20 protein-coding genes, 1 tRNA gene and 1 pseudogene are annotated in these 23509 nt (G+C 52.4%); 10 read left to right on the forward strand and 12 right to left on the reverse strand.

Features of this window, described 5'->3' with window-relative positions:
• The first annotated feature begins 7 nt into the window (after window positions 1-7).
• Complete coding sequence (locus K3767_RS02700) at window positions 8-523, forward strand: hypothetical protein (protein ID WP_221172024.1); 516 nt, start codon at window positions 8-10, stop codon at window positions 521-523.
• 248 nt (window positions 524-771) lie between these two features.
• Here K3767_RS02700 and K3767_RS02705 read toward each other — a convergent pair whose 3' ends face one another.
• The 3 genes from K3767_RS02705 to K3767_RS02715 are packed head-to-tail and all read right to left on the reverse strand — an operon-like array spanning window position 772 to window position 4235.
• Entirely contained in the window at window positions 772-1152 is a 381-nt protein-coding gene (locus K3767_RS02705; RefSeq protein ID WP_221172025.1) for a PIN domain-containing protein, read from the reverse strand.
• A gap of 1 nt (window position 1153) precedes the next feature.
• Window positions 1154-1366, reverse strand: a complete 213-nt coding sequence (locus K3767_RS02710) for a DUF2281 domain-containing protein (protein ID WP_221172026.1) — start codon at window positions 1364-1366, stop codon at window positions 1154-1156.
• A 13-nt stretch (window positions 1367-1379) separates the two neighbouring features.
• On the reverse strand, window positions 1380-4235 hold the full coding sequence (locus tag K3767_RS02715; RefSeq protein ID WP_221172027.1) for a helicase-related protein: 2856 nt from the start codon (window positions 4233-4235) through the stop codon (window positions 1380-1382).
• A gap of 65 nt (window positions 4236-4300) precedes the next feature.
• Here K3767_RS02715 and K3767_RS02720 point away from each other — a divergent pair, with 65 nt between their 5' ends.
• Window positions 4301-9415 carry a DEAD/DEAH box helicase gene (locus tag K3767_RS02720; RefSeq protein WP_221172028.1) on the forward strand — a complete coding sequence of 1705 codons (5115 nt, stop codon included), beginning with the start codon at window positions 4301-4303 and terminating at the stop codon, window positions 9413-9415.
• An 87-nt stretch (window positions 9416-9502) separates the two neighbouring features.
• Window positions 9503-10557, forward strand: a pseudogene (locus tag K3767_RS02725) (IS481 family transposase).
• A gap of 354 nt (window positions 10558-10911) precedes the next feature.
• Here K3767_RS02725 and K3767_RS02730 read toward each other — a convergent pair.
• Window positions 10912-11082 (reverse strand): hypothetical protein, encoded by a 171-nt coding sequence (locus K3767_RS02730; RefSeq protein WP_221172029.1) that lies wholly within the window; start codon window positions 11080-11082, stop codon window positions 10912-10914.
• 92 nt (window positions 11083-11174) lie between these two features.
• Here K3767_RS02730 and K3767_RS02735 point away from each other — a divergent pair, with 92 nt between their 5' ends.
• A complete protein-coding gene (locus K3767_RS02735) occupies window positions 11175-11477 on the forward strand; it encodes a helix-turn-helix domain-containing protein (protein WP_221172030.1) in 303 nt (100 codons plus the stop codon).
• A 22-nt stretch (window positions 11478-11499) separates the two neighbouring features.
• Here K3767_RS02735 and tcmP read toward each other — a convergent pair whose 3' ends face one another.
• The 5 genes from tcmP to leuC all read right to left on the reverse strand — a co-directional run bounded on the left by tcmP (window position 11500) and on the right by leuC (window position 16533).
• Window positions 11500-13308 (reverse strand): three-Cys-motif partner protein TcmP, encoded by a 1809-nt coding sequence (gene tcmP / locus K3767_RS02740; RefSeq protein WP_221172031.1) that lies wholly within the window; start codon window positions 13306-13308, stop codon window positions 11500-11502.
• Window positions 13309-13361: 53 nt separating this feature from the next.
• The gene (locus K3767_RS02745; RefSeq protein ID WP_221172032.1) at window positions 13362-14498 is read right to left on the reverse strand and encodes a site-specific integrase; all 1137 of its coding nucleotides are present in this window, start codon (window positions 14496-14498) and stop codon (window positions 13362-13364) included.
• Between the two features lie 117 nt (window positions 14499-14615).
• A tRNA-Arg gene (locus K3767_RS02750) sits at window positions 14616-14689 on the reverse strand.
• Window positions 14690-14733: 44 nt separating this feature from the next.
• On the reverse strand, window positions 14734-15249 hold the full coding sequence (gene leuD / locus K3767_RS02755; RefSeq protein ID WP_221172033.1) for a 3-isopropylmalate dehydratase small subunit: 516 nt from the start codon (window positions 15247-15249) through the stop codon (window positions 14734-14736).
• A gap of 3 nt (window positions 15250-15252) precedes the next feature.
• On the reverse strand, window positions 15253-16533 hold the full coding sequence (gene leuC / locus K3767_RS02760; RefSeq protein ID WP_221172034.1) for a 3-isopropylmalate dehydratase large subunit: 1281 nt from the start codon (window positions 16531-16533) through the stop codon (window positions 15253-15255).
• A 61-nt stretch (window positions 16534-16594) separates the two neighbouring features.
• On the opposite strand from leuC, the gene K3767_RS02765 reads away from it, so the two are divergent.
• From K3767_RS02765 to panB, 6 genes are read left to right on the forward strand one after another with little or no spacing between them, the layout of a single operon-like run.
• Window positions 16595-17245, forward strand: coding sequence for a DUF434 domain-containing protein (locus tag K3767_RS02765; RefSeq protein WP_221172035.1), 651 nt, complete (start codon window positions 16595-16597; stop codon window positions 17243-17245).
• A gap of 58 nt (window positions 17246-17303) precedes the next feature.
• Window positions 17304-18059: a YebC/PmpR family DNA-binding transcriptional regulator gene (locus K3767_RS02770; RefSeq protein WP_221172036.1), complete on the forward strand. Its 756-nt coding sequence runs from the start codon at window positions 17304-17306 to the stop codon at window positions 18057-18059.
• On the forward strand, window positions 18059-18553 hold the full coding sequence (gene ruvC, locus K3767_RS02775; RefSeq protein ID WP_221172037.1) for a crossover junction endodeoxyribonuclease RuvC: 495 nt from the start codon (window positions 18059-18061) through the stop codon (window positions 18551-18553). Before K3767_RS02770 ends, ruvC begins: the two co-directional genes overlap by 1 nt.
• Window positions 18550-19098 carry a Holliday junction branch migration protein RuvA gene (ruvA, locus tag K3767_RS02780; RefSeq protein WP_221172038.1) on the forward strand — a complete coding sequence of 183 codons (549 nt, stop codon included), beginning with the start codon at window positions 18550-18552 and terminating at the stop codon, window positions 19096-19098. Before ruvC ends, ruvA begins: the two co-directional genes overlap by 4 nt.
• A gap of 46 nt (window positions 19099-19144) precedes the next feature.
• Window positions 19145-20101, forward strand: a complete 957-nt coding sequence (gene ruvB, locus K3767_RS02785) for a Holliday junction branch migration DNA helicase RuvB (protein ID WP_221172039.1) — start codon at window positions 19145-19147, stop codon at window positions 20099-20101.
• 3 nt (window positions 20102-20104) lie between these two features.
• The gene (gene panB / locus K3767_RS02790) at window positions 20105-20935 is read left to right on the forward strand and encodes a 3-methyl-2-oxobutanoate hydroxymethyltransferase (protein ID WP_221172040.1); all 831 of its coding nucleotides are present in this window, start codon (window positions 20105-20107) and stop codon (window positions 20933-20935) included.
• Here panB and K3767_RS02795 read toward each other — a convergent pair.
• The 3 genes from K3767_RS02795 to era form a co-directional block, all read right to left on the reverse strand.
• Window positions 20915-21382: a peptidylprolyl isomerase gene (locus tag K3767_RS02795; RefSeq protein ID WP_221172041.1), complete on the reverse strand. Its 468-nt coding sequence runs from the start codon at window positions 21380-21382 to the stop codon at window positions 20915-20917. The genes panB and K3767_RS02795 overlap by 21 nt on opposite strands.
• An 89-nt stretch (window positions 21383-21471) precedes the next feature.
• A complete protein-coding gene (lpxC, locus tag K3767_RS02800) occupies window positions 21472-22389 on the reverse strand; it encodes a UDP-3-O-acyl-N-acetylglucosamine deacetylase (protein WP_221172042.1) in 918 nt (305 codons plus the stop codon).
• 154 nt (window positions 22390-22543) lie between these two features.
• Window positions 22544-23464 (reverse strand): GTPase Era, encoded by a 921-nt coding sequence (gene era / locus K3767_RS02805; protein WP_221172043.1) that lies wholly within the window; start codon window positions 23462-23464, stop codon window positions 22544-22546.
• Window positions 23465-23509 lie beyond the last annotated feature (45 nt).

Consider the following 23509-nt stretch of genomic DNA (forward strand, 5'->3'; position numbering starts at 1 on the left):
TTTCGGGATGAGAAAGAAAGCCGTTTCCCAGGATTTTGAGGGCCTCCTCCACACTGTCGCGCAGACGGTCGCGGATACGGGCACCCTGTTCAAGACTTTCCTGATGGTATTTTTCGAGCCAGCATTCATGGGCCGTGGCAAGATCCTTTGGCAGGCGGCTCCGGTGTGCCAGGCGGAAAAAGAGAAGAAAGGCCGGGAAGTCTTCGCTTTCAAAGATGTGCTCAAGGTCAAACTCGATGTAGGAGTGGCGGGTAAGTTTGTTGCTTGCCCTAACCAGCCGAAAGCGAAGACCGTTGGTTACTACACCCCAAAGGTGGTCAGTGAGATTGAGATACTCCTGAACCGTGGCCTGGGGAGACAATTTCAGCCTTTGGGGACGTCGGTCAAGATCCTGGCGAAAACCCACGATGTGAACCGGGGGAGACGCTGGAGATTCATCTGCCCTATGAGAAATGGGAAAAAGCCTTCCGGAGACTTCCTCGGCCTTTTTGACAAATACCGGATTGTAACCAAGGAGGGTTAAAAGGGGCACCATCCATAGGTTTCTGGTGACGGTTGTGCCCAGATCATCGGAGGAGATATTTTCTCTCTTTCGGCGAAACTTGCGCCAGTAATCGCGGGCGTCGTTCCAGATAGAAGCAGTTTCTTCGATAAACCGCTTGAGGCCGAAATCTTTGGCACTCTGTCCCGGTGCCTCGCCGTTTCGGATTTTCTCGAGTATTTCTGGATTTAAAAGTCCGCCCTCAACGCGCAAACTGGCCATTTTTTCTTTCAAAGAAAGAGAACTTTAATGAAGTTTTCAGCTTTTTTGAAATCTTTATCCATTGTCACTATTTGCAAATCGTATTCTTTACAGAGGGCTACTTGATAAGAATCGTCATAATCTAAATCGTAGGTATTACTTATTACAAGAAGGTCTTTTCGTTTTTCTAGGGGAAGGCTAATTATGCGAATTTTAGAAAGAATATCTTCAACGAATGCAACGAAACTTTCTTTTTGGTTATAACGAAATAGTATAACTCCTATAGAATGTAAAGAAAAATCGCTTATATAGGATTTGCTTCCGTTTTCTTTTATAAAATGCTTACATATATCTTTCTTTTCTTGAGATAACGCTATTTCTAGGAAAATGTTAGTGTCTAGCAAAAACATGCTACCACCATTCCAAAGCTTTATGTTGTAATTCCACAGACGAATATTTTTCTTTTATGTGTTTCAAACAACCTTCCCAACGAAATTCAAAATCTTTTTCTTTATTTGTAGGGGTTAAGTATTTTTTTTCCAAAAATTCTAAATAATCCAGCACTTCTTTTTGTAAATCTAAAGGTAATTTTTCAATGCGTTTTAATAATTCTTTGGCCATCATGTTTTGCTCCTCCTTAGTGTATTTTAGGTTTCGGAAAAAGCACATAAAGCCCCAAGAGGTCTGCCGGAGGGATAAACCTAACTTTTATGCGGCGCTCACCGGCTCGACGGAGACGATTTATATTTTCTTCCACTTCGGAAGCCCTTTGCTCCAGGAAAGATTCAATTTCAGGCTTTAAGATTTCAAACTCTTCCAGAGCCTTACGAAAGGCTTCTCTTTTGTGTTCGGGAAGGACTTCGCCCGCGGGTTCGGCCCAGTAAAGGAGTTCCCGAGCCTCGTCTTCGTTGAGAGATGGAGAATAAATAACCAACTCTTCTATAAGTTTATTGCGGGCTTGATAGCGGACCCGTAGAAGGTAAAGAACCGTGCGTCGGGAAACGGCTTCGGTGCGGATAACTGCGGCCCGGGCAGCCGGCAAATAGCGAGTGGTGAGTGGCGAGTGGCGAGTGGAAAGGGCTTGTCCTAAAATGTAAGAAGATAGGGCCTCCACTATCATATGGTTTCTGCCAATAAAAACTGCTCCCTCAGGCGGCGGAAAATGAAACGATATCTTTAGGCGGGCGTCTTCAAGGCCGGTGCGAACACGGACTTCGGGCGGAAGAGTACTTAAGTGTAAAAGATAAACACCCTCTTTCTCTTTTCGGATATCCCCTCCGAGAGCTTCCACAGCTTCAAGGACAAAGCGTTCAACATCTTTTTGAGTCCCCAAGCGCTTTGCCACTTCGGCAAGCTCTCTCGCCACTTCATCCTGGAGTTTGATGGCCCTCTGGGCGAAGATGCTTCGGCTTTTCTTTTCGCGACTTGCGGCTTCGTCCCAAAGACGAGTTACCTGGTTGATGTCCGGTTCTTCGAAAAGACTGTACTGTCGAAATTTGTGCCCGCTTTTTAAAAAGAGAGATTCGATTAAAGCTTCCATGACTTTGGCGTGATCCTGTGGAAGAGGTACTAGAATACCCAAGCTCTTGTGGATTTCTCTGGCTTTGCGTAGAAGGACCTCAAGTACTGCGCCGTCCACCGGATTGTCCTGACCATAGACGAGAAATGTTTTGACTACTGGATGAGGCTGACCAAAGCGATCCACCCGGCCTTCACGTTGCTCAAGACGATTAGGATTCCAGGGAAGATCGTAATGAATGACGGCATTAAAATGTTCCTGAAGATTTATACCTTCACTGAGGCAGTCCGTAGCTACCAAAACCCGCTTGGGGTAGCGGGAAAGTTCCTCTACTTTCAAGCGGCGTTCGTCTTCGGTAATACGTCCGGTAATAGCAGAAATGCCAAGATCAGAAAAAGATTTTTCAAGCTCGTGGCGCAGGCCTTTAGCCACATACTCCGCCGTGGTGATGTAGCGGCAGTAAATAACAGGTGAAAACCCTTCCTCAAGAAGACTCCTAACTGTAGCGACAACTTTTCGGAATTTTTCATCCTCCTCATAAGATAAAGACCTAGCTTTTTTAAGGAATTCTCTTAACCGTCTAATTTCATGGGATTGGAAAGAGGCTTCCTCGGTTTCTAACTGGTGTTCAATAACGGCTTGAGGATTGGTGTCGTCAGCCACCTCTTTTGTAAGGGGATCGTACACTAAAGGGGAAAAAAGGGTTTCTTCTTCGGTCTCATCGAGAGCGTAGTCTTCCTGGGATTCAGAAGTCTTTTTGAGTTTGGTCCGGAGCCTGGTTTCAAAAGCGGCCACGGCCGAGGCCGGGCTTGACATGACCGAACGCAGTAGGGCCAAGGCGGCCCAAAACCGGAGCCTGCGTCGTCTAGGAATTTCGGCCTGCTTTGCGGTCCTTACCAACTCATGGGCAAACTCGTATACCTCGTCAAAAAGCTCACGGTAGGCAGGGCTTAAGGTGTAAGGAAGATCAAAAGACTTTCTTTCTGGGAAGGGAGTATCTGCGCCAAGCCATTCTTTTACATCTTTTCGGGTGCGCTGGATGAAGTGACGGGCTAAGCGTTCGCGCTCCCTCCGGCGCTCTTCTTGGCTTAGGCCGTCTAAATCAAGGGTTTCAAAGTCGGGATTCAAAAAACCAATCAGAGACCTAAAAGATTCTTCGATACCGCTGTGAGGGGTGGCGGTTAACAGTACAAGATGACGGCCTGGATCTTCGGCAAGAGCTTTGACCAACTCATAGCGTAGATGTTGATCCCGACTTCCGGCCTGTGGCGGCCGAGCACAGATGTGGACCTCATCAACTACTACTAATTCAGGAGCATATTTCAGTAAAATGGAACGCCAACGCTCACCCTTGAGGTAGTCAATGCTAGCTACGAGATAGGGATAATAATTAAAAATGGTTGCATCTCCTGGAGTTTTTCTTTCAAGTATAGCCATAGTTTTGGGAGAAATAACTTCTGCTGGCAAAGCAAATTTCTCTCGCAGTTCATAAGCCCACTGATCTGCCAAATACGGAGGGCAGAGCACAATAAAGCGATTTATCTCTCCGCGCTCGATTAACTCCTTGAGGATAAGACCAGCCTCGATGGTTTTACCTACGCCTACATCGTCGGCAATAAGAATGCGCACGGGTTCAAGGCGAAGAGCCATTATCAAGGGCACCAACTGGTAGGGACGGGGGTCAAAATTGAGTTTGCCTGCGGACTGAAGAGAAGTAATGCCGTATCGAAGAGAAAGGCGTAAAGCCTCAGCTAGAAGTCGGGCTCTGGCAAAATTCCCTAAGTCCTTTTCGTCCGGCAGGGGGAAAGAAGCAGATTTAATATCCTCAAGATAAGCCAGTGGTTTATAGATGGCCCAGGTTTCGGATTCCTGCCCCACCAAAGGCTTTAAGTGCACAAGGTCTTTCGTTACGCTGGAGATGACCCACTCACGCCCCCGACAATGGACAATAGCTCCCGGCGAGAACTCAAACATCTTCCCTTAAAATGCTATCTAGATTTGGTATTTTAGACAAGAGCAAAAAAGCTGAGGGGGGACCAATGGATGCCTTTCAGCTCTGTAAAAGCCTTATTTCCGACTACAGTGAATATGTTAGCGGTTTTCTGAATATCAGGGACGAACGACTGAGAGATTATGTGGATAGATTTTTGAGCCGTGGTTCTCTCTGGCCCGAGGCGAGAGTTCAGCTTAATCCTGCTTATGAAAAAGGGGCTACGGTAGAAGATCTGGTCCGCGAAGGCCTTCTTCATCCTGACTGTGCCCAAATTTTAAGAACCAAAGAAGGGAAACCTTTTCATCTTTATCGGCACCAGGAAGAAGCCATAATAAAAGCAGCCAAGGGAGAATCCTATGTTCTTACTACCGGAACGGGTTCAGGAAAGAGCCTTTGTTTTTTTATTCCTATTGTGGATTATGTCCTGAAAAACGACCCTCAAGACAAAAGGGTGAGGGCCATCATTGTTTATCCGATGAACGCCCTAATCAATTCTCAGCTTGAAGGCTTTAAAAACCTTCTTTCAAATCTACCCGAATGCCCTGTAACCGTAGCCCGCTATACCGGCCAGGAAGATGCTCAAACCAGAGAACGCCTTCAAAAAAATCCACCCCACATTTTGCTTACCAATTATGTCATGCTGGAACTCATGCTTGCTCGGCATCACGAGCAAGTTTTTGTGGATCAGAATTATGCTCGCATTAAATTTTTGGTATTTGACGAACTTCATACCTATACCGGGCGCCAGGGAGCAGATGTCGCCTTATTGATTCGCCGATTGGCGGAAAGAACCGGAAATCAAGATCTAATTTTAATAGGTACAAGCGCCACCCTGGCCACAGAAGGAGACCGTTTCCATCGCAAAGAAGTAGTGGCCCAGGTAGCCTCAAATTTCTTCGGAAGAAGGATACCGCCAGAAAATGTAATTGATGAAACTCTGAAAAGAGTCACCTGTGGCCATTTTTCGAAAGAGAGTCTAAGAGAAGCTCTGGCTTCTCCGCCTCCTTCGGAAGATATTTCTCTGGACGAGTTTTTGAGGCATCCGGTTGCGGCTTGGATTGAGGATACTTTTGGTCTTACGGAAAAAGACGGATATTTAATGCGCAGAGAGCCCATTACCCTTTCCGAAGGCGCGAAAAAGCTGGCCGAAGAAACCGGTGTATCTGAAGGAACGGCCGTTAAGTACCTTCAGCACATGTTTAATCTCGGGAGTCGCTTAAAACTTCCCGATGGCACCACAGTTTTCCCTTTCAAACTTCACCAATTTGTGGCGCAGGGTGAAAACATTTTGGCTACCTTAGAAAAGCCTTCAACTAGATTTTTTACCGCCGAGATCAAAAATTTTGCTCCCGATGTGGAAGGTCTTAAGCGCCCTCTTTTTCCACTGGTTTTTTGCCGAGAGTGCGGACAGGAATATTACCAAGTGGTTTGGGATACTCAAGAAAACCAGTTTTTACCTCTGGAAGAAACCCTGGAAGAAGAAGCTGAGGAGATTCAAGCCGGTTATTTGGTTATCGAAGAGGAACCGGACACCGTCTGGAACGAAGCTTCCCTTGAGGAACTACCGGATACCTGGAAAACGCCAAAAGGAAGAATTAGTAAAAAGTACGAAGATCATGTCCCCCGGAGGGTATGGGTTACTCCCGATGGGAAAATTTCCTTTGAAGAGACCGAAGATTCCGCTCCTGGTTGGTTTGTGAGATATCCTTTTCTTTTTTGTCTCAATTGTGGAATAGTTTATACCCGCAAGGAAAGAGAATTTAAAAAGTTGGCCCGTTTTTCTTCCGAAGGGAGGAGTACAGCCACCACACTTCTCAGCGTCTCAACTATAGTCCATCTACGCAAGCAGGGAATTTCACAAGAGGCTTGTAAACTTCTTTCTTTTACTGACAATCGGCAAGATGCCTCTCTTCAGGCGGGACATTTTAATGATTTTGTTCAAGTGGCTCTGATAAGGTCTGGCGTTTACCGTGCCCTAGAAGAAGCGCGAGAGCTCACTCACGAGAACATAGCCTTTGCTGTATATGAAGCCCTCAATCTACCCCAGGAGATGTACGCCAAAGAACCGGCAGAACCAGGAACTCCGGGATTTGAGCGCAAACGGAAGGCCTTTATCCGGTTGCTTGAATATCGGATTTTAGAGGACCTGAGGCGAGGGTGGCGGGTAGTTCAGCCCAATCTTGAGCAGGTCGGTTTGCTGAAAATAGAGTATCACGGCCTGAGAGAAATTTGCCATAAAGACAGTCTCTTTCAGGCTCATCCACTTTTGGCTAAGGCTACCCCTGAGAAGCGCTTCTTTGTGGTGAAGAACTTTCTGGACTTTATGCGGCAGGCCCTAGCCATAGATGCTCATGTTCTTACTCCCGAAGCCCAGGAAAGCCTTCTTAGGGAGGTGCGCCAAGAAATCAAAGAGCCTTGGAATTTTGCTGACGATGAGATTTTACGGAGAGCTTCGTGGTTTGTGATTGATCCCTATCATGAGAGAAGAGAAAACGAATGGAGCCTTTCGGCAAGAAGCAAGCTAGGAAGATTCCTAAGATCACCTGAAACCTGGGACGGACTTTTAACCAAACCGCTTTCGGAAGAGGAGTATCAGGAGGAGTTTTTACCGGCGTTCGTAGATCTTCTTATTGGCTGTGGATTCGTAAGGAAGAGACCGGACGGAAAAGCCATTCAGGTTCAGGTGGGATCAATCGTCTGGCAAAAAGGCACGGGAGAAATTCCGGTCCCGGATCCGATTCGTTCTAAATGGCTCAAAGGGGCCGACATCGACAAACTTCTACGCCGAGCCCATCCCTTCTTTGTGAGACTTTATAAAGAACTTGCTTCAGAATTTAAAAACCTTCAGGCTGCCGAACATACTGGACAGATTGGCAAGGAAGTTCGTGAAAAAAGAGAGAAGCTTTTCAGGAAAGGGGAGGTTCCGGTACTTTATTGTTCCCCTACCATGGAGCTTGGGATTGATATTGCGGATTTAAATGTGGTTCACATGCGAAATGTTCCGCCCTCTCCGGCCAATTATGCCCAGCGAAGCGGACGAGCAGGAAGAGGGGGACAGCCTGCGGTAGTCATTACTTATTGTGCAGCTAAAAGTCCGCATGACCAGTACTTCTTCCATCGTCCAGTAAAGATGATTGCCGGAGCAGTGACGCCACCACGGTTTGATCTTTCAAATGAAGACATGCTTAGAGAACATCTACATGCTATTTGGCTGGCAAAGACTGGACTCAATTTGGGGCATAGTATACGTGAGATACTAGATTTAGAGTTTTCAGGATATCCCCTGCATGAAGACATCAAAAAGACCATTTCTGATCCTCGCTACATTGAAGCTGCTTTTGAGGAAGCTAAAAGACTGATTGAAAGAGAAAAAAGACTAAATAATGAAGAAGAAAAATTCTTCCCCGATGAAAAGTGGATTAAAGAGACTTTGGAAAGGGCTCCCGAATTATTTGATAAGGCCTTTGATAGGTGGCGAACTCTTTACCATCTTGCTGAAGAGCAGATACGAAAAGCTCAAGATGAGATCTTAAAGCTACTTATGATTAAAGGGAATCGCAAAGAAATGCAGGAAAGGCGCCAAAAAGCAGAGAGGATGCAAAGGGAGGCTTTAAGACAGATAGAGCTCCTTCTTAATCAAGCTGAAAATACCGAATCAGATTTTTATCCTTATCGTTATCTCGCCTGTGAAGGATTTTTGCCGGGTTACAATTTTCCGAGGCTACCCATAAGAGCCTATCTTTCTGTGGGGGAACAGGGAGAATTCATCACAAGACCAAGATTTTTGGCTATTCGGGAGTTTGCCCCTTTCAATCTGATCTATCATGAGGGACAGATATTTATGGTTGATAGAGTCCAGATGCCGTTAAGCCAAATTCATTCACGCCTTAAAAGTGTGAGACTATGTAAACAATGTGGGTATATTCATGAAATTCAGGAAATTGATTGTTGTGAAAATTGTGGTGTCTCTTTAAATGCTGAAACCTCAATAACTACTGACAGCCTGTTCGATCTTCCAGATGTTGTGGCTATCAAATGCCGTAGAATCACCTGTGATGAGGAAGAGCGGGTAAGACTTGGTTATAAAATAGATACCTTTTTCCGTTATTCAGTCGGTAAATCGGGGATTCGAAAAAGAGGCTATAAAGTAATGGTTGGCCGAGAAGAACTTTTTCGAGCTACCTTCGGGCCTTCGGCTACTCTTTGGCTCGTCAATCAAGGATGGCTCCAAAGTAAAACTCCCCGGGGATTTTTGTTGGACTTCGAGAGCGGGAAATGGCTTAAAGATTCAAAGGAAAGTGATCTTTCCCCTGAAAGGGTCAAACGTGTTTTACCTTTTACAAAAGATACCAAAAACATTCTACTAATTCAGCCTATCGCACCTGAACATAGAGAAGACGCCATTCTGGCTTCCTTTCAGGCGGCCATGCTCTCTGCTATAGAAACATATTTTCAACTTGCGGAGGGTGAAATTTCAGCGACTAGACTGGGAGAAGGAGAACAAAAGGGCATTCTTTTCTGGGAAGCCAGTGAAGGAAGCCTTGGAGTGTTAAGAAGACTTGTAGATGAACCCGACATTTTCCGTAAGTTAGCCCACTTAGCTTTGGAAATTTGCCATTTTTCTCCTGAAGGAGATGATCTGGAACCAAAAGATTCTGAAGAACGTTGTACCAGAGCGTGCTATCGGTGTCTTCTTTCTTATCAGAATCAGCCGGATCATTTGATTTTAGACAGGTTTTTGGTTAGGGATTTGCTCTTGAAACTTAGAGAAGCGGATTTGGTAGCCCAAGATTTTTCTAGTAGAGAAGAACAATACCACTTTCTTTTAAAGCAAATTGATCCTCGTTCTTCCTTGGAGAAACGCTTTTTAGAGTATTTGTACAAAACCGGTAGGAAGCTTCCCGATGAAGCTCAGAAATTAATTATAGATGAAAATTTAGGTCTTAAAGCCTGTCCTGATTTTTATTACAGAGCTGGCAATGTATGTATTTTCTGTGATGGCTCAGTTCATGACGAAAAGAGAATTCAGGAAAGGGATTATGAACAGCGAAAATTGTTAGAAGAAGCTGGATACCTGGTGATTTCTATAAAGTATGATGAGGATCTGGAAGACCAGATAAACCGGTATCCTAATGTATTTGGTGCATTAGCTCAGACTTAATCTGACAGTGAGGCCTTCCCAAAGGGGGGTGGTCCGGGCTACCCTCCAGGGAGCTCCACCCAAAACTCAAAACAAGGAGGAGTAGCCATGACCACCCAAGAGAAGCTTATCAAGAACAAGCTAGGTTTGCTAGAGTTGGCGGCGTACTTGAAAAACGTATCCGAGGCCTGCCGAGTCATGGGCTTCAGCCGGGACACCTTCTACCGGATCAAGAAAGCCTATGAGTAAGGCGGGATAGAGGCTCTTTACGAGAAGAGCCGCCGGAAACCCAACCTCAAGAACCGGGTTTCGAAGGAGGTAGAGCGGGCGGTAGTGGAGCTGGCCCTGGAGGATCCCTCTTTAGGGCAGAAGAGGGTAAGTGATGAACTGAGGAAACGAGGGATATTTGTATCACCGGCAGGGGTAAGGAGCATTTGGTTAAGGCATGGGCTTGAGCGATTTGAAAAGAGGCTCAAGGCCTTGGAGGAGCGGGTAGCCAGGACGGGGGAGGTTCTTACGGAAAGGCAGCTTCAAGCGCTTGAGAAGGCCAGGGAGGAGAAGGTAGCCCAGGGGGAGATAGAGACCGAGCACGTGGGCTATCTAGGAGCCCAGGACACTTACTATGTGGGGACCATCAAAGGGGTGGGCCGAATCTACCAGCAGACCTTTATAGACACCTATTCCAAGGTGGCTTTTGCCAAGCTTTACACCAGCAAGCATCCCATCAATAGTGCGGACTTACTGAACGATCGGGTGATACCGTTTTTTGAAGAGCACGGGATATCGGTATTGAGGATACTGACGGATCGGGGAACGGAGTTTTGTGGACGTATAGACCGGCACGAGTACGAGCTCTTTTTGGCCTTAAACGACATAGAGCACACGAAGACCAAGGCCAAGAATCCGCAGACCAACGGGATATGCGAGAGGTTTCATCGGACGATCAGGAGGAGTTTTACTCGATAGCGTTGAGGAGGAAGCTTTATCGGAGTTTGGAGGAGCTTCAGGAGGACTTGGATTTGTGGATAGAGAGGTACAACCGGCAGAGGCCGCATCAGGGGAAGTACTGTGAAGGCAAGACGCCGATGGAGACGTTTTTGGGAAATGTGCCCTTGGCAAAGGAAAAGATGCATTCTAATGTGGAGGCAGGATTTGGGTTCTGACCGAGCCTGACAGGTGGAGCCTCTGGAGGGGCCAACTGTCAGATCAAGTCTAAACTTTTACAATTTGGTCTCTAAATATTTATACTAATTGATAAGTCTCGAAAACTAAATTAATTGAATGTGAGTTTTTGTAGTCGCCTCCTGGTAGCGCCCATTCAATCTTCTTCCTTGGAAAATAAGCTATATTGCTTTAATGTTATACTTTTTTAATATTTTCGATTTTCTGTTTTTTGTATCTTTTGGAAGGTATGGTAGGCAATTCGAACAAAGGTATTTGTTCTGAGGGCACTTGTGCTCTTCGTTCGATTTTGCTATTCTCTTTCTTGACTGATGAGGCTATAGTGAATTCGAAGCTCAAGTTAGGGGGTGTATACTGTACAAAACGGGTTCCTCGAAGCAGTCCACCGGGGCCATGGCGGCTTTGTACCAGGGTTTGTTCTTATCTTCTTCTGTGACGGGTCGGAAGCCTTCTCTTTCGAGAAGTTCGATTATCAGTTCGACCTCTGTTTTTCTTCTTCGAGCCATTTCAGGTACCTCTCTATGTAAAATCGGACCCCTCCTTTGTCTGATCTTTTCACCTTACCACACTGTACAAATTTCGGGGTCCACTTCACAGGATGCTGGTCGCCAGGCTTGAGGAAATCGAGGGCCGGGTCGGCCCGGGAGGAAAAGTGTATCTCACGCTTGAGGAGGCGGAGAAGCTCACCTCCATCCCGGCGGAGACCCTGAAAAAGAAGATATACGCGCAGGAGCTTCCTGCCTACAAACCGGGAAAACAGCTTCTCGTAAGGTGGTCGGACTTAAGAGCCTTCATCGAGAGGCATCCGGTGAACCGGAATGCTTTTACCGAACCGGAGAGGACGCTAACCGGAAGGAGAGCTTCACGGGGGAGGCCTCCCGTCAGGTATTATCCGAAGTGATGTCTAATCCAGTTTAGGGGAACTAAGGGGTAGGGGTACCGGTCTTTATGTGGTATTTAATTCCCTGTTTTTCACAAAATTCGATCACTCTTTCGCTCATTTTTCGATAAAATTCTTCATATTTGTGATAGGCATTTGAGCTCACGTTATAGTTTAGCTTTCCGAAAATTATCCGGTCCACAAAATCAATTTGTTGAAGCAACTTTTCTATCTGTGAACTTTCAGGATCAATATTTGGAGTGGGGTAGGGCTCGATCGAGACCCAGGTTTTAAAGCCCGCCCTGGCCAGTTTTTTCAGTGACTCGATGCGCATCTTGTATGGAGCGGAATAAGGCTCAAAGTTTTCTTTAAATTTCGAATTAAGAGAAATCAAAGTAATTCCATATTCATTGTCTTTGGAGAGATCCCTAACTTCCTCTGGGTAATACCCTTTGGTAAGAGTAGTAACTCTGATCCCTTTTTCGTTCAAAAACCGGATGATTTTGAGGGTCATATCCACAAAGGTTTGGGCGAGTTTTCCTTCACGGTGGTCGAACATGAAAGGATCGGTCATGAAGGAGAGATGTACGCACTCTATCTCGCGCCCATACTTGAGCCATTCCCGATAGAGCAGATCCATAGCATTGAGAACCAGCCTGGGGCGTATCCAATCCTCATAAGAACGCACCCATCCGAATCTCCTGGCCATCATGAAGGCGTAGCAGGGGAAACGGCATCCATGCATGCATCCTAGGAAGTGGTTTATGGTCCAGTCGGAATATTCCACCTTCGTGCGATAAAGAAGCGACTTCCGGTATATCCCTTCTTGTGGAGTAGTGTTGCCGTTATCTGCCTCGACAGAAAAAAGGTTTTTTTTGTAAATCTCCGGGCCCCAGATGGAAGGATGTTGCCGTTGCTTCATCCTGGCATAAACATCTTTAACGATTTGGGTGATGCTTCCTTTACGAGAGGCAAAGATGAGGTAATAGATTACGTCCCTTTTGTGCGGGTAGGGCATGTCGTAAGCTACCACTTTCATTCCCGGAAAGTTTTTTTCTACGAAAAATCTGAGCATTTCGAGGCTGTCTTTGGGAATAACATTCACATCGGCCCCCATGAACTCTTCGAGAGTCTTTAAGGTTTTGAGTTCCTTGATCGCCACATTTTCTTTATTCTTAACCCTTTCGGCAAACCCTCTTACTCTCTGCACCCCTTCCAGGATGAAGTTGAACATTATGTCCTTGCGATTGGGAAGCCCAAGAAGAGTTCTAAGCGTGTCTACTTTTATCTGAAGTCCGTAAGGATCGATGAAAATAAAAAGAGGGTTTCCCAGGGTTTTATGCTTGTCGGGGATGCTGGCGCAAACTTCATGAATGACCTCGTTGCAGTCCCCCTGAATGATCTGTATTCGGCAGAGGTCCCTTAGCTCCGGGTATCTTCCGAGAAACTGATGCGTTAAAGTTTGGAGAACACCAGCGTTGCTAGCTCTTTTCTCCACGAGAATGAGATGGACGCGGGTTCTTTTTTTAAATTTTCCCTGCCGATGAAATTGGGCGAAACAATTAAGGAATATTATCGGAGATCCCGGCCAGTAGGTGATTTGATCAGAGGTTTTCAGCGAGTATATTCCTCTTCCGGCAAAGAGATCGATGTAATACCAGTCTCGGTTAATCCAATTCTGGTTGTTCCATATTTTTAGCCAGATGTCATAATATTGAGCGAGGATTTGCAGTTTGGTTTGGGTGTGGATGCGTCCGGTAAGATCCCATTTTTCATCATAGAGGGAAGCAAGATCGATATCACTCCACGAGAGATCGGCCCAATAAGGTCTTGCTTCGGATCTTCCGCTCATTTGGCTAAACGCATATCTTAAAAATTCGAAAATCTCAAGCGGAAATTTGAGATTTACTTCCCCTCCCTCATATACGGCAGGGCGTCCTCGAAGATGGTGGGATTTGCGGGATGGCTGTAGTGTAGCAGCATGTCCACGGAGGAATGGCCGGTGCGTGCCATGGCCTCGACCGGAGAGGCTCCCGCCAGGATCTGGAGATGTGTGGCGTAGGTGTGTCTGGCGTCGTGGAAGCGGACGCCCGAAAGTCCGCACCTGCGGAATACTCTTGCGGCGGCCGAGGTTATGGAGTCGTGGTGGATGGGAGGAAGTATTCTTCCCTTCGGGATTTCACCTCTTTCGAGCAATTTTTCCTTCAGTCTCACGAGTTCACGATAGAGTCTTTCCCCCAGGCCCACGAACCTGGGTTTACCTGTTTTGGTTTTCTTTACGAAGACAAGTCGTCTTTCCCAGTCGATCCATTCCCACTGGAGGGAAAGTATTTCCGACCTTCTCAGTCCGCATCCGAAGGCAAAAAGAAAGATCAGATACATCCATCCGTAAAGGAGTCTGGATTTCCTGGCTTCGGCGAGGACCATTTCCACCTCCTGAGGGGAGAGCACCCGGGGCTGGAAGGGTTTGTGGTTTTTCAACGGTTTGACGGCGGAGAAGGGATTGCTCGGAAGGAGACCGAGGGATACGGCTCTTTCTGCGATCCTTTTGAGATCTCTCAGGTGTTTGTTTACGGTATTCGGGGAGTAGCCTTTCTCGAGAAGAACTCTTTTAAGGATTTCGGCGTCTGAGGGTTTTAGGGAGGCAAGGGGTGTAGAGAGCCCCAGGATACGGAGAATGTTGCGGGATCTTATTCCCCTGGCCTGACGTTCTCCCCGGGATAGATGTTTGCTTTCGGCGAGGTAATCCGAGACGGCCTCCTTCAGGGTGTAGCCCGGAAGCCCGGTATCGAACACGGACATAAGGGCCTGGAGATCCGGTCTTGAGAGAAGCCCCGCGCCCTGCCACTGTTTCACTTCTTCGGGGGTGTAGTTCGCAAATCTGGTCATTTCCTCGAGCATTTCGGCTCTGGCAAGAAGGGCTCTGGCTTCCTTTTTGGTGTGGCAGAGACGGGAGCGTTCAACCTTTCTTCCGTCGGGGTAGGTGATCTTATACCGGACCCGGAAGCGACGCTTATAGGGGTGGCGGGAGAGGGTGGCCATGGGCCGGACCTCCTTTTACCGTATTTTTACCGTGTGATAGCATAAAACGACCCGGAACGACGCAGATCGGTCCGGAAAACGGAGGTCCGGGAGTGTTGAAATTACGGAAATTTGTAGAGGGCGCGGCGGGATTCGAACCCACGACCTCTGGCTCCGGAGGCCAACGCTCTATCCAACTGAGCTACGCGCCCGTCGTTTACACAGAAAATTTTAAAAGCCCCGCCGGTTCTGTCAACTATTCGTCCTCGAGTCGGGCGGTTTTATACCTTTTGACCAGGTGGGGAATGAGCCCCCCGTCGCGCAGCAACTCCCGCATGAAGGGCGGAAGGGGTTTCACCCGGTAAACCCGATCCTTGGTCAGGTTCCGAATCTCCCCGGCTTCGGCGTCCACCTCCACCTCGTCGCCCTCGTCTATGTCCCGACTGGCCTCGGGACTTTCCAGAATGAGAAGTCCGGTGTTAAAGGCGTTGCGGTAGAAGATGCGGGCGAAACTTTCCGCGATCACGCAGGAGATTCCCGCCGCCTTTATGGCCACCGGGGCGTGTTCCCGGGAGGACCCGCAGCCGAAGTTCCTTCCGGCCACGATGAGGTCCCCGGGCCGGACCTTTTTCACGAAGTCCGGGTCAGCGTCCTCCATGCAGTGTCGGGCCAGTTCCTCCGGATCGGTGGTGTTGAGATACCGGGCCGGGATGATCACATCGGTGTCCACATTGTCCCCGAACTTGAAAGCGCGCCCCTTTATCCGCGTCATGATTTACCCCTCCTTAAGGCCCAGCTCTTCGGGGCTTCCTATCCGTCCCAGAACCGCCGAGGCCGCGGCCACCGCCGGCCCGGCGAGATAAACCTCACTTTCCGGATGTCCCATGCGCCCCACGAAGTTCCGGTTGGTGGTGGCTACGGCCCGCTCCCCCCTGGCCAGAATCCCCATGTGCCCTCCCAGACACGGACCGCAGGTGGGCGGAGACACGATGGCCCCGGCCTCGAGGAAGGTTCTTATGTAGCCCCGGCGAAGGGCTTCGCGATAGATCCCCGGGGTGGCCGGAATGATGATGGTCCGTACATTGGGGTTTACCTTCCGTCCCCGAAGGATCCTTGCGGCCACGGCCAGGTCTTCCAAACGCCCGTTGGTGCAGGATCCGATCACCACCTGATCAATGGGGATTTCCGGGATGTCGGTGATCGGTTTTACATTGGAAGGCAAATGCGGAAAGGCCACCTGTAGCTCAATGCGGGAACAGTCGTATTCCCGAACCTCCCGATAGCGGGCCCTGCGATCACTCCGGTACACGCGCGGTGTCCTCCGGCTGCGCCTCCTTACATAATTGAGGGTCTTGCGGTCGGGCTCGATCAGTCCCACCTTGCCCCCGGCCTCGATGGCCATGTTGGCCATGGTGAGGCGTTCGGAAAGGGAGAGTCTGCGCACAACCTCCCCCGTAAATTCCATGGCCATGTAGAGGGCCCCGTCCACCCCGATGTCGCCTATGGTGTGGAGAATTAGATCTTTACCACTGACCCAGGGTTTGAGCCGCCCCCGATAAACGAAACGAATGGTCTCCGGGACCTTGAACCAGGTCTTTCCCGTGATCCAGGTGGCGGCCAGATCCGTGGAGCCCACTCCGGTGGCAAAGGCCCCCAGGGCCCCGTAGGTGCAGGTGTGGCTATCGGCCCCGATCACTACATCGCCCGGGACCACCAACCCCAGTTCCGGGAGGAGGGCGTGTTCTATGCCGCAGGCTCCCCCCTCGTAATAGTGCCGGATTCCGAAACGCCGGGCGAATTCCCGACACATGCGCACCTGTTCGGCACTCTTGATGTCCTTGTTCGGGGTAAAATGGTCCATAACCAGGACGATACGCTCCGGGTCGAAGACCCGGTTTATTCCGGTTTCGTCAAAGATTTTGATGGCGAGCGGTGCGGTGATGTCGTTGGCCAGCGTGAGATCCACCGGGACCTCCACCAGTTCCCCGGGCTCCACCGCCTCGAGTCCGGCTCGATCAGCCAGAATCTTTTCCGCCATGGTCATGGGTCTTTTCATTGCGGCCTCCGTCCCGCAAACATGGACTTTTTAAATACTACCAAAAGGAGGGCTCGGCAAGGTGGAAAGGCTGATACGAGCCGCGCGGGACTTCGCCTGGTTGCTGGATCGAGGCTATCCGGAGCGGGCGGCCTTAAAACTGGTAGGCGATCGTTATGATCTCAACACCGGGGAAAGGGAGCTCGTCCTGCGAGGTACGGTGCCCCGCGAGGTGGCCCGCTGCAGACGGGAAAAACGGGTGCGTCCCGGTGAGCTCGTCGGGGCTTCCGTGGCCGTGGACGGCTACAATGTACTCGCCACCCTGGCGCACGCCCTGCGGAGACGCCCCCTGGTGCTGGCCCGGGATGGTTTCGTGCGGGACGCAGAGAGAGCCGGCCCCCGTCTTTGCCTGAGCCCGGAACTCCCCCGCCTGGAAGCCCTGCTTCTGGGATTTCTTCGCCGTTATAGACCGGCCTTTTTGGGCTTTTACCTGGACGCCCCCGTCTCCGGTTCCGGGGAACTGGCAGCAAGGCTCCGTCGCAGTCTCCTGGAACCCCTGGGGATCCCCGGAGAGGTGCTGGCCCTCCGGGATGCGGAAACCAGGGTGCTTGAGGCCGCGGTGGTCTGTACCGCCGACGGGGCCCTGGTGGACCGGGCCCGGCGGGTGTTTGATCTTGCCGGCCACCTCATCGTGCGAACCCTCCGGCACCCGCTGCTGCGTCCGTTCCCGTGATTGAAAGGAGACGGCCCGGCGGTATAATGGGATAGCCTTTGCCGGAGGAGGGGTTTTTATGGCCGGTCATTCTCACTGGGCTCAGATCAAACGCAAAAAGGCGGCCCAGGACGCCAAACGGGGGCGTCTTTTCACCAAGATCACCCGCGAGATCATGGTGGCGGCGCGGCTCGGAGGCGGGGATCCGGACTCCAACCCCCGCCTGCGGGCGGCCATAGCCGCGGCCAAGGCCGCCAACATGCCCAAGGAGAACATCGAGCGGGCCATCCGTAAAGGACTGGGCCTGGAGGAGGGAACCCGTTACGAGGAGGCCACCTTTGAGGGCTACGGCCCCGGGGGTGTGGCGGTCTTCATTGAAAGCGTCACCGACAACCGTCGTCGCACCGTATCGGAGCTCCGGCACATCTTCAGTAAGTGCGGGGGAAACCTCGCCGAGCCCGGGGCGGTGTCCTGGATTTTTGAAAAGAAGGGCCTCATCGTGATCCCGAGGAACGGACTTTCCGAGGATCAGGTCCTGGAGGCAGCCCTTGAGGCCGGAGCCGAGGATGTGCGCGTCTACGAAGGGGAGTTCGAGATCATCACCGCTCCCGAGGACTTCGAGGAGGTTAAGGCCGGGGTGGAGAAGGCGGGGATGAAGCCCTCCTCGGCCCGGATTACCCTGGTGCCCAAGAGCACGGTGCGCATAGAGGACGAGAAAACCGCTCAGCAGATGCTCCGCCTCATGGAAATGCTGGAGGACCACGACGATGTCCAGCGCGTTTACGCCAACTTCGACATCCCGGAGGCCATTATGGAAAAACTCTCCGGGAGTTAATGGTGCGCGTGCTCGGGGTGGATCCCGGTTCCCGGATTACCGGTTACGGAGTGGTGGAAAGCGGTCCACCGCCCCGGGCTATCGCCTGGGGGGAACTCCGTCTTCCCGAGCGGGAGGGGTTGCCCCGACGACTCCACACGCTCTACCAGGGTCTTTCGGCGCTTCTGGACAGATTCGCTCCGGAAGCTCTGGCCCTGGAGGAGGTGATTCCGGAGCGTTTCCCCCGGGCGGCCCTCACCCTGGGTCAGGCCCAGGGAGTGGTTCTGCTCCTGGCGGCCCGGGCCGATCTTCCCGTCTTCACCTACCATCCTGCGGTTATTAAACAGGCCCTTACCGGGAACGGTAGGGCACCGAAGCACCAGGTGGCTTACATGGTAAGAGCCCTCCTCGCGCTCAATGGGGAAACCTCTCCGGATGCCGCCGATGCCCTGGCCGTGGCTCTTACCCACATCCTGAGGGAAGAAGGGTGCTTTCAGAAATTCGTGGGCGAGTGATACGCAAAATTCCGGGCAAGGTGTGGCTTGAGGTCGGAGCCCTGGTATTTGAGGTTACCGTACCTTTCACCCTTACCGAAAAACTTCCCGCCCCCGGGCAGGTGCTTCGACTTCCGATCTGTCTATGGATCCAGGAGGGCGTTCCGGAACTTTTTGGCTTTGCTGACGAGGAGTCCCGGGATACCTTCCGGCTCCTGGCTTCTCTTTCCGGGGTGGGACCGCGTCTGGCCCTGAACATACTGGCCCTTTTTCGCCCGGAAGAACTGGAGGAAGCGGTGCGAAGTGAGGATGTGGAGGCGCTCTCCCGGGTGCCGGGCATAGGTCCTAGACGGGCCGAGAAACTTTGTGTGGAACTTCGTGGGCGACTCGCTCTCAGGAAGAAAGACCGGCCGCGCCCTCCGCTTTACGAGGAGGCCCTTCGTATCCTTCGACACCTGGGGTTCCCCGTTACCGAGGCCGAGAAGGCCCTCTCGGAGGTCTATACCGGCGAGGAGGATCTGGACGCCCTGCTACGGGAGGCCCTGAAACGCCTCTCTCCAGTTTAAATCCTGCGGGCGGCCGGTTTGGGTTATAATTGCTTCTGAGCATACCATGGATCGGTTGCGTCCCCGGACCCTTGCGGAATACATCGGCCAGGAGGCCGTAAAGAGGGAGCTTTCCGTCTATCTTTCCGCGGCCCGATCCCGCGGAGAGGCCCTGGATCACATGCTTCTCACCGGATTTCCCGGGCTGGGGAAGACCACCCTGGCCCAGGTGGTGGCCAACGAGCTCTCCGTAAACCTCAAAATCACCTCCGGGGCGGCGCTGGAAAGACCGGGAGACCTCGCCGCCATCCTCACCACGCTGGAGGACCGGGACATCCTCTTCATAGACGAGATCCACCGCCTCCCCCGGGCCTGCGAGGAGGTCCTTTATCCGGCGATGGAGGACTTCGCCCTGGATTTCGTGGTGGGAAAAGGGCCGGGGGCCCGGGCGGTGCGGCTCAAACTCCCCCGGTTTACCCTCATCGGGGCCACCACCCGTCCCGGTCTCCTATCCGCCCCCCTGCGGGATCGGTTCGGCATCGTCTTCAAGCTGGACTTTTACGACGAGGAGGCCCTCACCCTCATCGTGAAGCGCTCGGCCGGGATCCTGGGGCTTTCCATTACCGAGGAGGCCGCCCGGCTTATCGCCTCCCGGTCCCGGGGCACTCCCCGCATCGCCAATCGCCTTCTCCGCCGGGTCAGGGACTTCGCCCAGGTCCACGGCTGCAATGAGATTACCTCCCGCGTGGCCGAGGAGGCCCTTTCCCTGATGGATCTCGATCCCCTGGGACTTTCCCCCCTGGATCGCCGAATCCTTGAAACCATCCTTGAAAAGTTCGACGGGGGGCCGGTGGGGCTCTCCACCCTGGCCACCGCCCTCTGCGAGGATCCTCAGACCCTGGAGGATCTTCACGAACCCTATCTGATTCGCTGCGGGCTTCTGCGCCGTACCAGAAAGGGACGGGTGCTTACCGAACGGGCCTACGCCTATTTAAAAGCCCGGCGAAATGCGCTACCTTTTTAAGGGATGGGTCGTCTCACTGCCGCGGACATCCGGGCCCGGAAGGGCGGAGAGCCGCTGGTGGCTCTCACCGCCTACGACTTTCTTTCCGCCAGGCTGGCGGAAGAGGCCGGAGTGGAACTGCTCCTGGTGGGGGATTCCGCGGCCATGGTGATCCTGGGACACGAGGATACCCTGCCCATCACCATGGAAGAAATGCTGGTGTTCTCCCGGGCAGTGGCGCGGGGGGCCCGGCGGGCCCTTATCGTGGGAGACATGCCCTTCCTCTCCTATCAGACCGGCCCAGGGGAGGCCATCCGCAACGCGGGGCGTTTCCTGAAAGAAGGAGGGTGCCAGGCGGTAAAGATCGAGGGTGGTGAGGAGGTGGCCGAGATAGTGGCGGCGGTGGTTCGGGCCGGGATCCCGGTCCTGGGACACATCGGGCTCACTCCTCAGCGGGCCTCTGCACTCGGAGGATATCGGGTGCAGGGACGAGACCTGGACTCCGCCCGCAAGCTTATGCGAGACGCCGAAGCCCTGGTGGAGGCCGGAATCTTTGCTCTGGTCCTGGAATGCGTGCCTGCGGAGTTGGCCCGTCGTCTCACCGAAAGGGTCCCGGTGCCCACCATCGGCATAGGAGCCGGCCCCCACACCGACGGCCAGATCCTGGTCTTTCACGATGTAGTGGGCCTCTGGCCCCGTTTCAGACCACGATTCGTACGGGCTTACGGCAACGCAGCCGACGAAATCCTCCGGGCCGTGCGCGCTTATACGCAGGAGGTGAAAATGCGGCGCTTCCCCGGCCCGGAAGAAAGCTTCGGGATCTCTCAGGAGGTCCTAGAGGCCCTGAAGCTCTAACTCCTCCTGATCGTGAATCCCCAGAAGCTTGATGCGAAAGATGACATTCTTGCCGGCCAGAGGGGGATTCAGGTCCAGAACGATTTTTTGATCATCCACCGCGGTGACCAGAGCCGGAAACTGCATCTCCCCCTGGGGGGTGTCCACGATGAGATTGAGCATCATGCCCACCTGGGGCTCCGTTTCAAGGGAGATGGCCTCCCGGGGAATCTCCCGCACCAGGTTCTCGTCCCTCTCCCCGAAGGCCTTGTCCGGGGAAAGAAGCACCTCCTTCTCCTCACCCTCGGCCATACCCACCACGGCCTCGGACAACCCGGGGATGATTTCCGGAGAACCCACCTGGAAGTAGAAAGGTTCCCCTTCCGGGGTCTGTTCGAAGATCTCCCCGTTTTCCAGCATACCCACGCAATAAATACTTACCACATCTCCTACCTTGGCCCTGCGCATAAAATACTCCTTTTAACTGAAATTCCGACCGGGAGAAGAGTCTCCTCCACCCCCGTCGTTGAATCCATTTTACCATAGATAGAAAAAGATCAACACCTAGGACGAACGGCCCGATTCCGGGGCTGGGCCAGGAAAAAAAGGGCCAGAGCCGGAAGGCCATCGGAGAAACGCACCGCCTGGGGAGCGGAAAGAAGGCTCTTCACCGCTTCGATGTGGAGACGGTGCCCGGAGAGTTCGGCCTGAATCTCGCCGCGAAGGGCCCAGCCGGCCACGAAAAGATCCCCCAGAAGGTCGAGGGCTTTGTGCCGCACGAATTCGTCACGGGCCCGCAATTTACCATTGATCACCCCTTTATCGTCCAGCACCAGAGCGTTCTCCAGGCTCCCCCCGCGAAGAAGACCCTTCTCGCGCCGGCGCAGGAGATCCTCCTTGAAGCCGAAGGTCCGGGCAAAGGCCACCTCCTTCTGGTAGGAAAGAGGATTGACCCGCAGGGATAGTTCCTGTTCCCCGATAAGGGGATGATCAAAGGCAATGCGCACCGATATGCGCAGTTCATCGGCCGGGCGAAATAGAACGCGCCCCACCCCGTTGCGCACCTCGAAGGGACGCAAAACCTCCACGAAACGCTTGGCCGCGGGTTGCAACCGCAGACCGCAGGCCAGAATCTCGCGCACAAACACCTCCGCCGAGCCGTCAAAAAGCGGTATCTCCGGTCCCCATACCCGCACGATCACATTGTCGATGCCCAGGCCGTGGAGGGCCGAAAGGAGGTGTTCCACCAGGTACACGCTGTTTTTCCCGTCAGAAATCACCGTGGCCCCTTCGGTGCCCAGGACATTTTCCGGACGCAACGCAATGCGCGGCGCTCCGGGAAGATCCTCCCGCACAAAGACTACCCCGGCGTCCGCTTCCGCCGGCTCAAGCCACACCCTTACGGTCTTCCCGGAAAATACTCCCTCCCCTTCCAGAACTACACTTGCCGCAAGCGTCTGCTGAAACTTCTGCATCCCTCCTCCGGACCCGGATGGTCTTTATCTCATTATGATAACAAAAACCGTGCCACAAAGCCCGGGGGGCGGAGATCCCCTCCCGGCCCCGAAACGACCCTTCCCGGAGTGGGATCAGGGTCGGGATGATGTTCACTTCGAGAGACAGTGTGCCCTAAAAGTACGGAAACTCCAGGCGTCGCAGAAGGCGTTCTTCCTTCCTCCAGCCCTTGAGCACCTTGACCCAGAGGTCAAGATACACCCTCTTTCCGAAGATGAACTCTAGTTCCTCCCGGGCGAGCGTTCCGATCTTTTTAAGCATCTGTCCGCCCTTCCCTATCACGATGCCCTTCTGCGAATCCTTTTCCACATATATGGTAGCCTGAATGACCAGCAGATTCTTTCCCGGATCCTCCCGGAATTCCTCCACCACCACCGCGGTGGAGTAGGGAATCTCCTGCCGGGTGAGCATGAAGAGTTTTTCCCGGATGATTTCCGCGGCGAGCACCCTTTCCGGCTGGTCGGTCACCATTTCCGACGGATAGTAGGGCGGCCCCTCCGGAAGGAGGGCCACGATCTCCTGGAGCAGATCCGGAAGACCGTCCCGCTCCAGGGCCGAGACCGGCACGATAGCCCGGAAGGGATAGATGCGCGAGAAGTAGTCGATCATGGGGAGGAGCTCAGCCTTTTTGACCAGGTCGATCTTGTTCAGGGCCAGCACCGCGGGTTTGTTGACCCGGCGCAGAATCTCCAGGATCTTCTCTTCCGCCTCTGGTCGGCGTTCGGAGGCATCCACCACCCACAGAACCCCGTCAACCTCCTCAATGGCTCGCACGGCCTGCTCCACCATGAGACGATTAAAGAGGTCCCGGGCCTGGTGAATACCCGGCGTGTCCACGAAGACCACCTGATAGTCCGGCCCGGTAAGGATGCCCCGGACCTGAAAACGCGTGGTCTGGGGCTTGGGGGTGGCTATGGCCACTTTGGTGCCCAGGAGCTGGTTCATGAGAGTGGATTTTCCCACATTGGGGAGCCCCACTATGGCCACGAACCCGGAACGAAAAGATCTCTCCTTATCTCCCTTAGCCTCACTCACTATCTTTCTCCGCGGGATCAATTTTTTACCCAAAATAATGCCAAA

The sequence above is a fragment of the Thermosulfurimonas sp. F29 genome, from assembly GCF_019688735.1.
Classification (GTDB): domain Bacteria; phylum Desulfobacterota; class Thermodesulfobacteria; order Thermodesulfobacteriales; family Thermodesulfobacteriaceae; genus Thermosulfurimonas_A.

What these genes read in the sequence shown, in the direction of transcription:
- K3767_RS02735 (WP_221172030.1), top strand. Translation starts at nt 11,175, where the DNA reads ATGCTGGTCGCCAGGCTTGAGGAAATCGAGGGCCGGGTCGGCCCGGGA.
- ruvB (WP_221172039.1), top strand. Translation starts at nt 19,145, where the DNA reads ATGGATCGGTTGCGTCCCCGGACCCTTGCGGAATACATCGGCCAGGAG.
- K3767_RS02745 (WP_221172032.1), bottom strand. Translation starts at nt 14,498, where the DNA reads ATGGCCACCCTCTCCCGCCACCCCTATAAGCGTCGCTTCCGGGTCCGG.
- ruvC (WP_221172037.1), top strand. Translation starts at nt 18,059, where the DNA reads ATGGTGCGCGTGCTCGGGGTGGATCCCGGTTCCCGGATTACCGGTTAC.
- leuD (WP_221172033.1), bottom strand. Translation starts at nt 15,249, where the DNA reads ATGACGCGGATAAAGGGGCGCGCTTTCAAGTTCGGGGACAATGTGGAC.
- K3767_RS02710 (WP_221172026.1), bottom strand. Translation starts at nt 1,366, where the DNA reads ATGATGGCCAAAGAATTATTAAAACGCATTGAAAAATTACCTTTAGAT.
- K3767_RS02700 (WP_221172024.1), top strand. Translation starts at nt 8, where the DNA reads ATGAGAAAGAAAGCCGTTTCCCAGGATTTTGAGGGCCTCCTCCACACT.
- lpxC (WP_221172042.1), bottom strand. Translation starts at nt 22,389, where the DNA reads ATGCAGAAGTTTCAGCAGACGCTTGCGGCAAGTGTAGTTCTGGAAGGG.
- panB (WP_221172040.1), top strand. Translation starts at nt 20,105, where the DNA reads ATGGGTCGTCTCACTGCCGCGGACATCCGGGCCCGGAAGGGCGGAGAG.
- K3767_RS02705 (WP_221172025.1), bottom strand. Translation starts at nt 1,152, where the DNA reads ATGTTTTTGCTAGACACTAACATTTTCCTAGAAATAGCGTTATCTCAA.
- K3767_RS02720 (WP_221172028.1), top strand. Translation starts at nt 4,301, where the DNA reads ATGGATGCCTTTCAGCTCTGTAAAAGCCTTATTTCCGACTACAGTGAA.
- K3767_RS02795 (WP_221172041.1), bottom strand. Translation starts at nt 21,382, where the DNA reads ATGCGCAGGGCCAAGGTAGGAGATGTGGTAAGTATTTATTGCGTGGGT.
- K3767_RS02730 (WP_221172029.1), bottom strand. Translation starts at nt 11,082, where the DNA reads ATGGCTCGAAGAAGAAAAACAGAGGTCGAACTGATAATCGAACTTCTC.
- leuC (WP_221172034.1), bottom strand. Translation starts at nt 16,533, where the DNA reads ATGAAAAGACCCATGACCATGGCGGAAAAGATTCTGGCTGATCGAGCC.
- K3767_RS02715 (WP_221172027.1), bottom strand. Translation starts at nt 4,235, where the DNA reads ATGTTTGAGTTCTCGCCGGGAGCTATTGTCCATTGTCGGGGGCGTGAG.
- tcmP (WP_221172031.1), bottom strand. Translation starts at nt 13,308, where the DNA reads ATGAGCGGAAGATCCGAAGCAAGACCTTATTGGGCCGATCTCTCGTGG.
- K3767_RS02770 (WP_221172036.1), top strand. Translation starts at nt 17,304, where the DNA reads ATGGCCGGTCATTCTCACTGGGCTCAGATCAAACGCAAAAAGGCGGCC.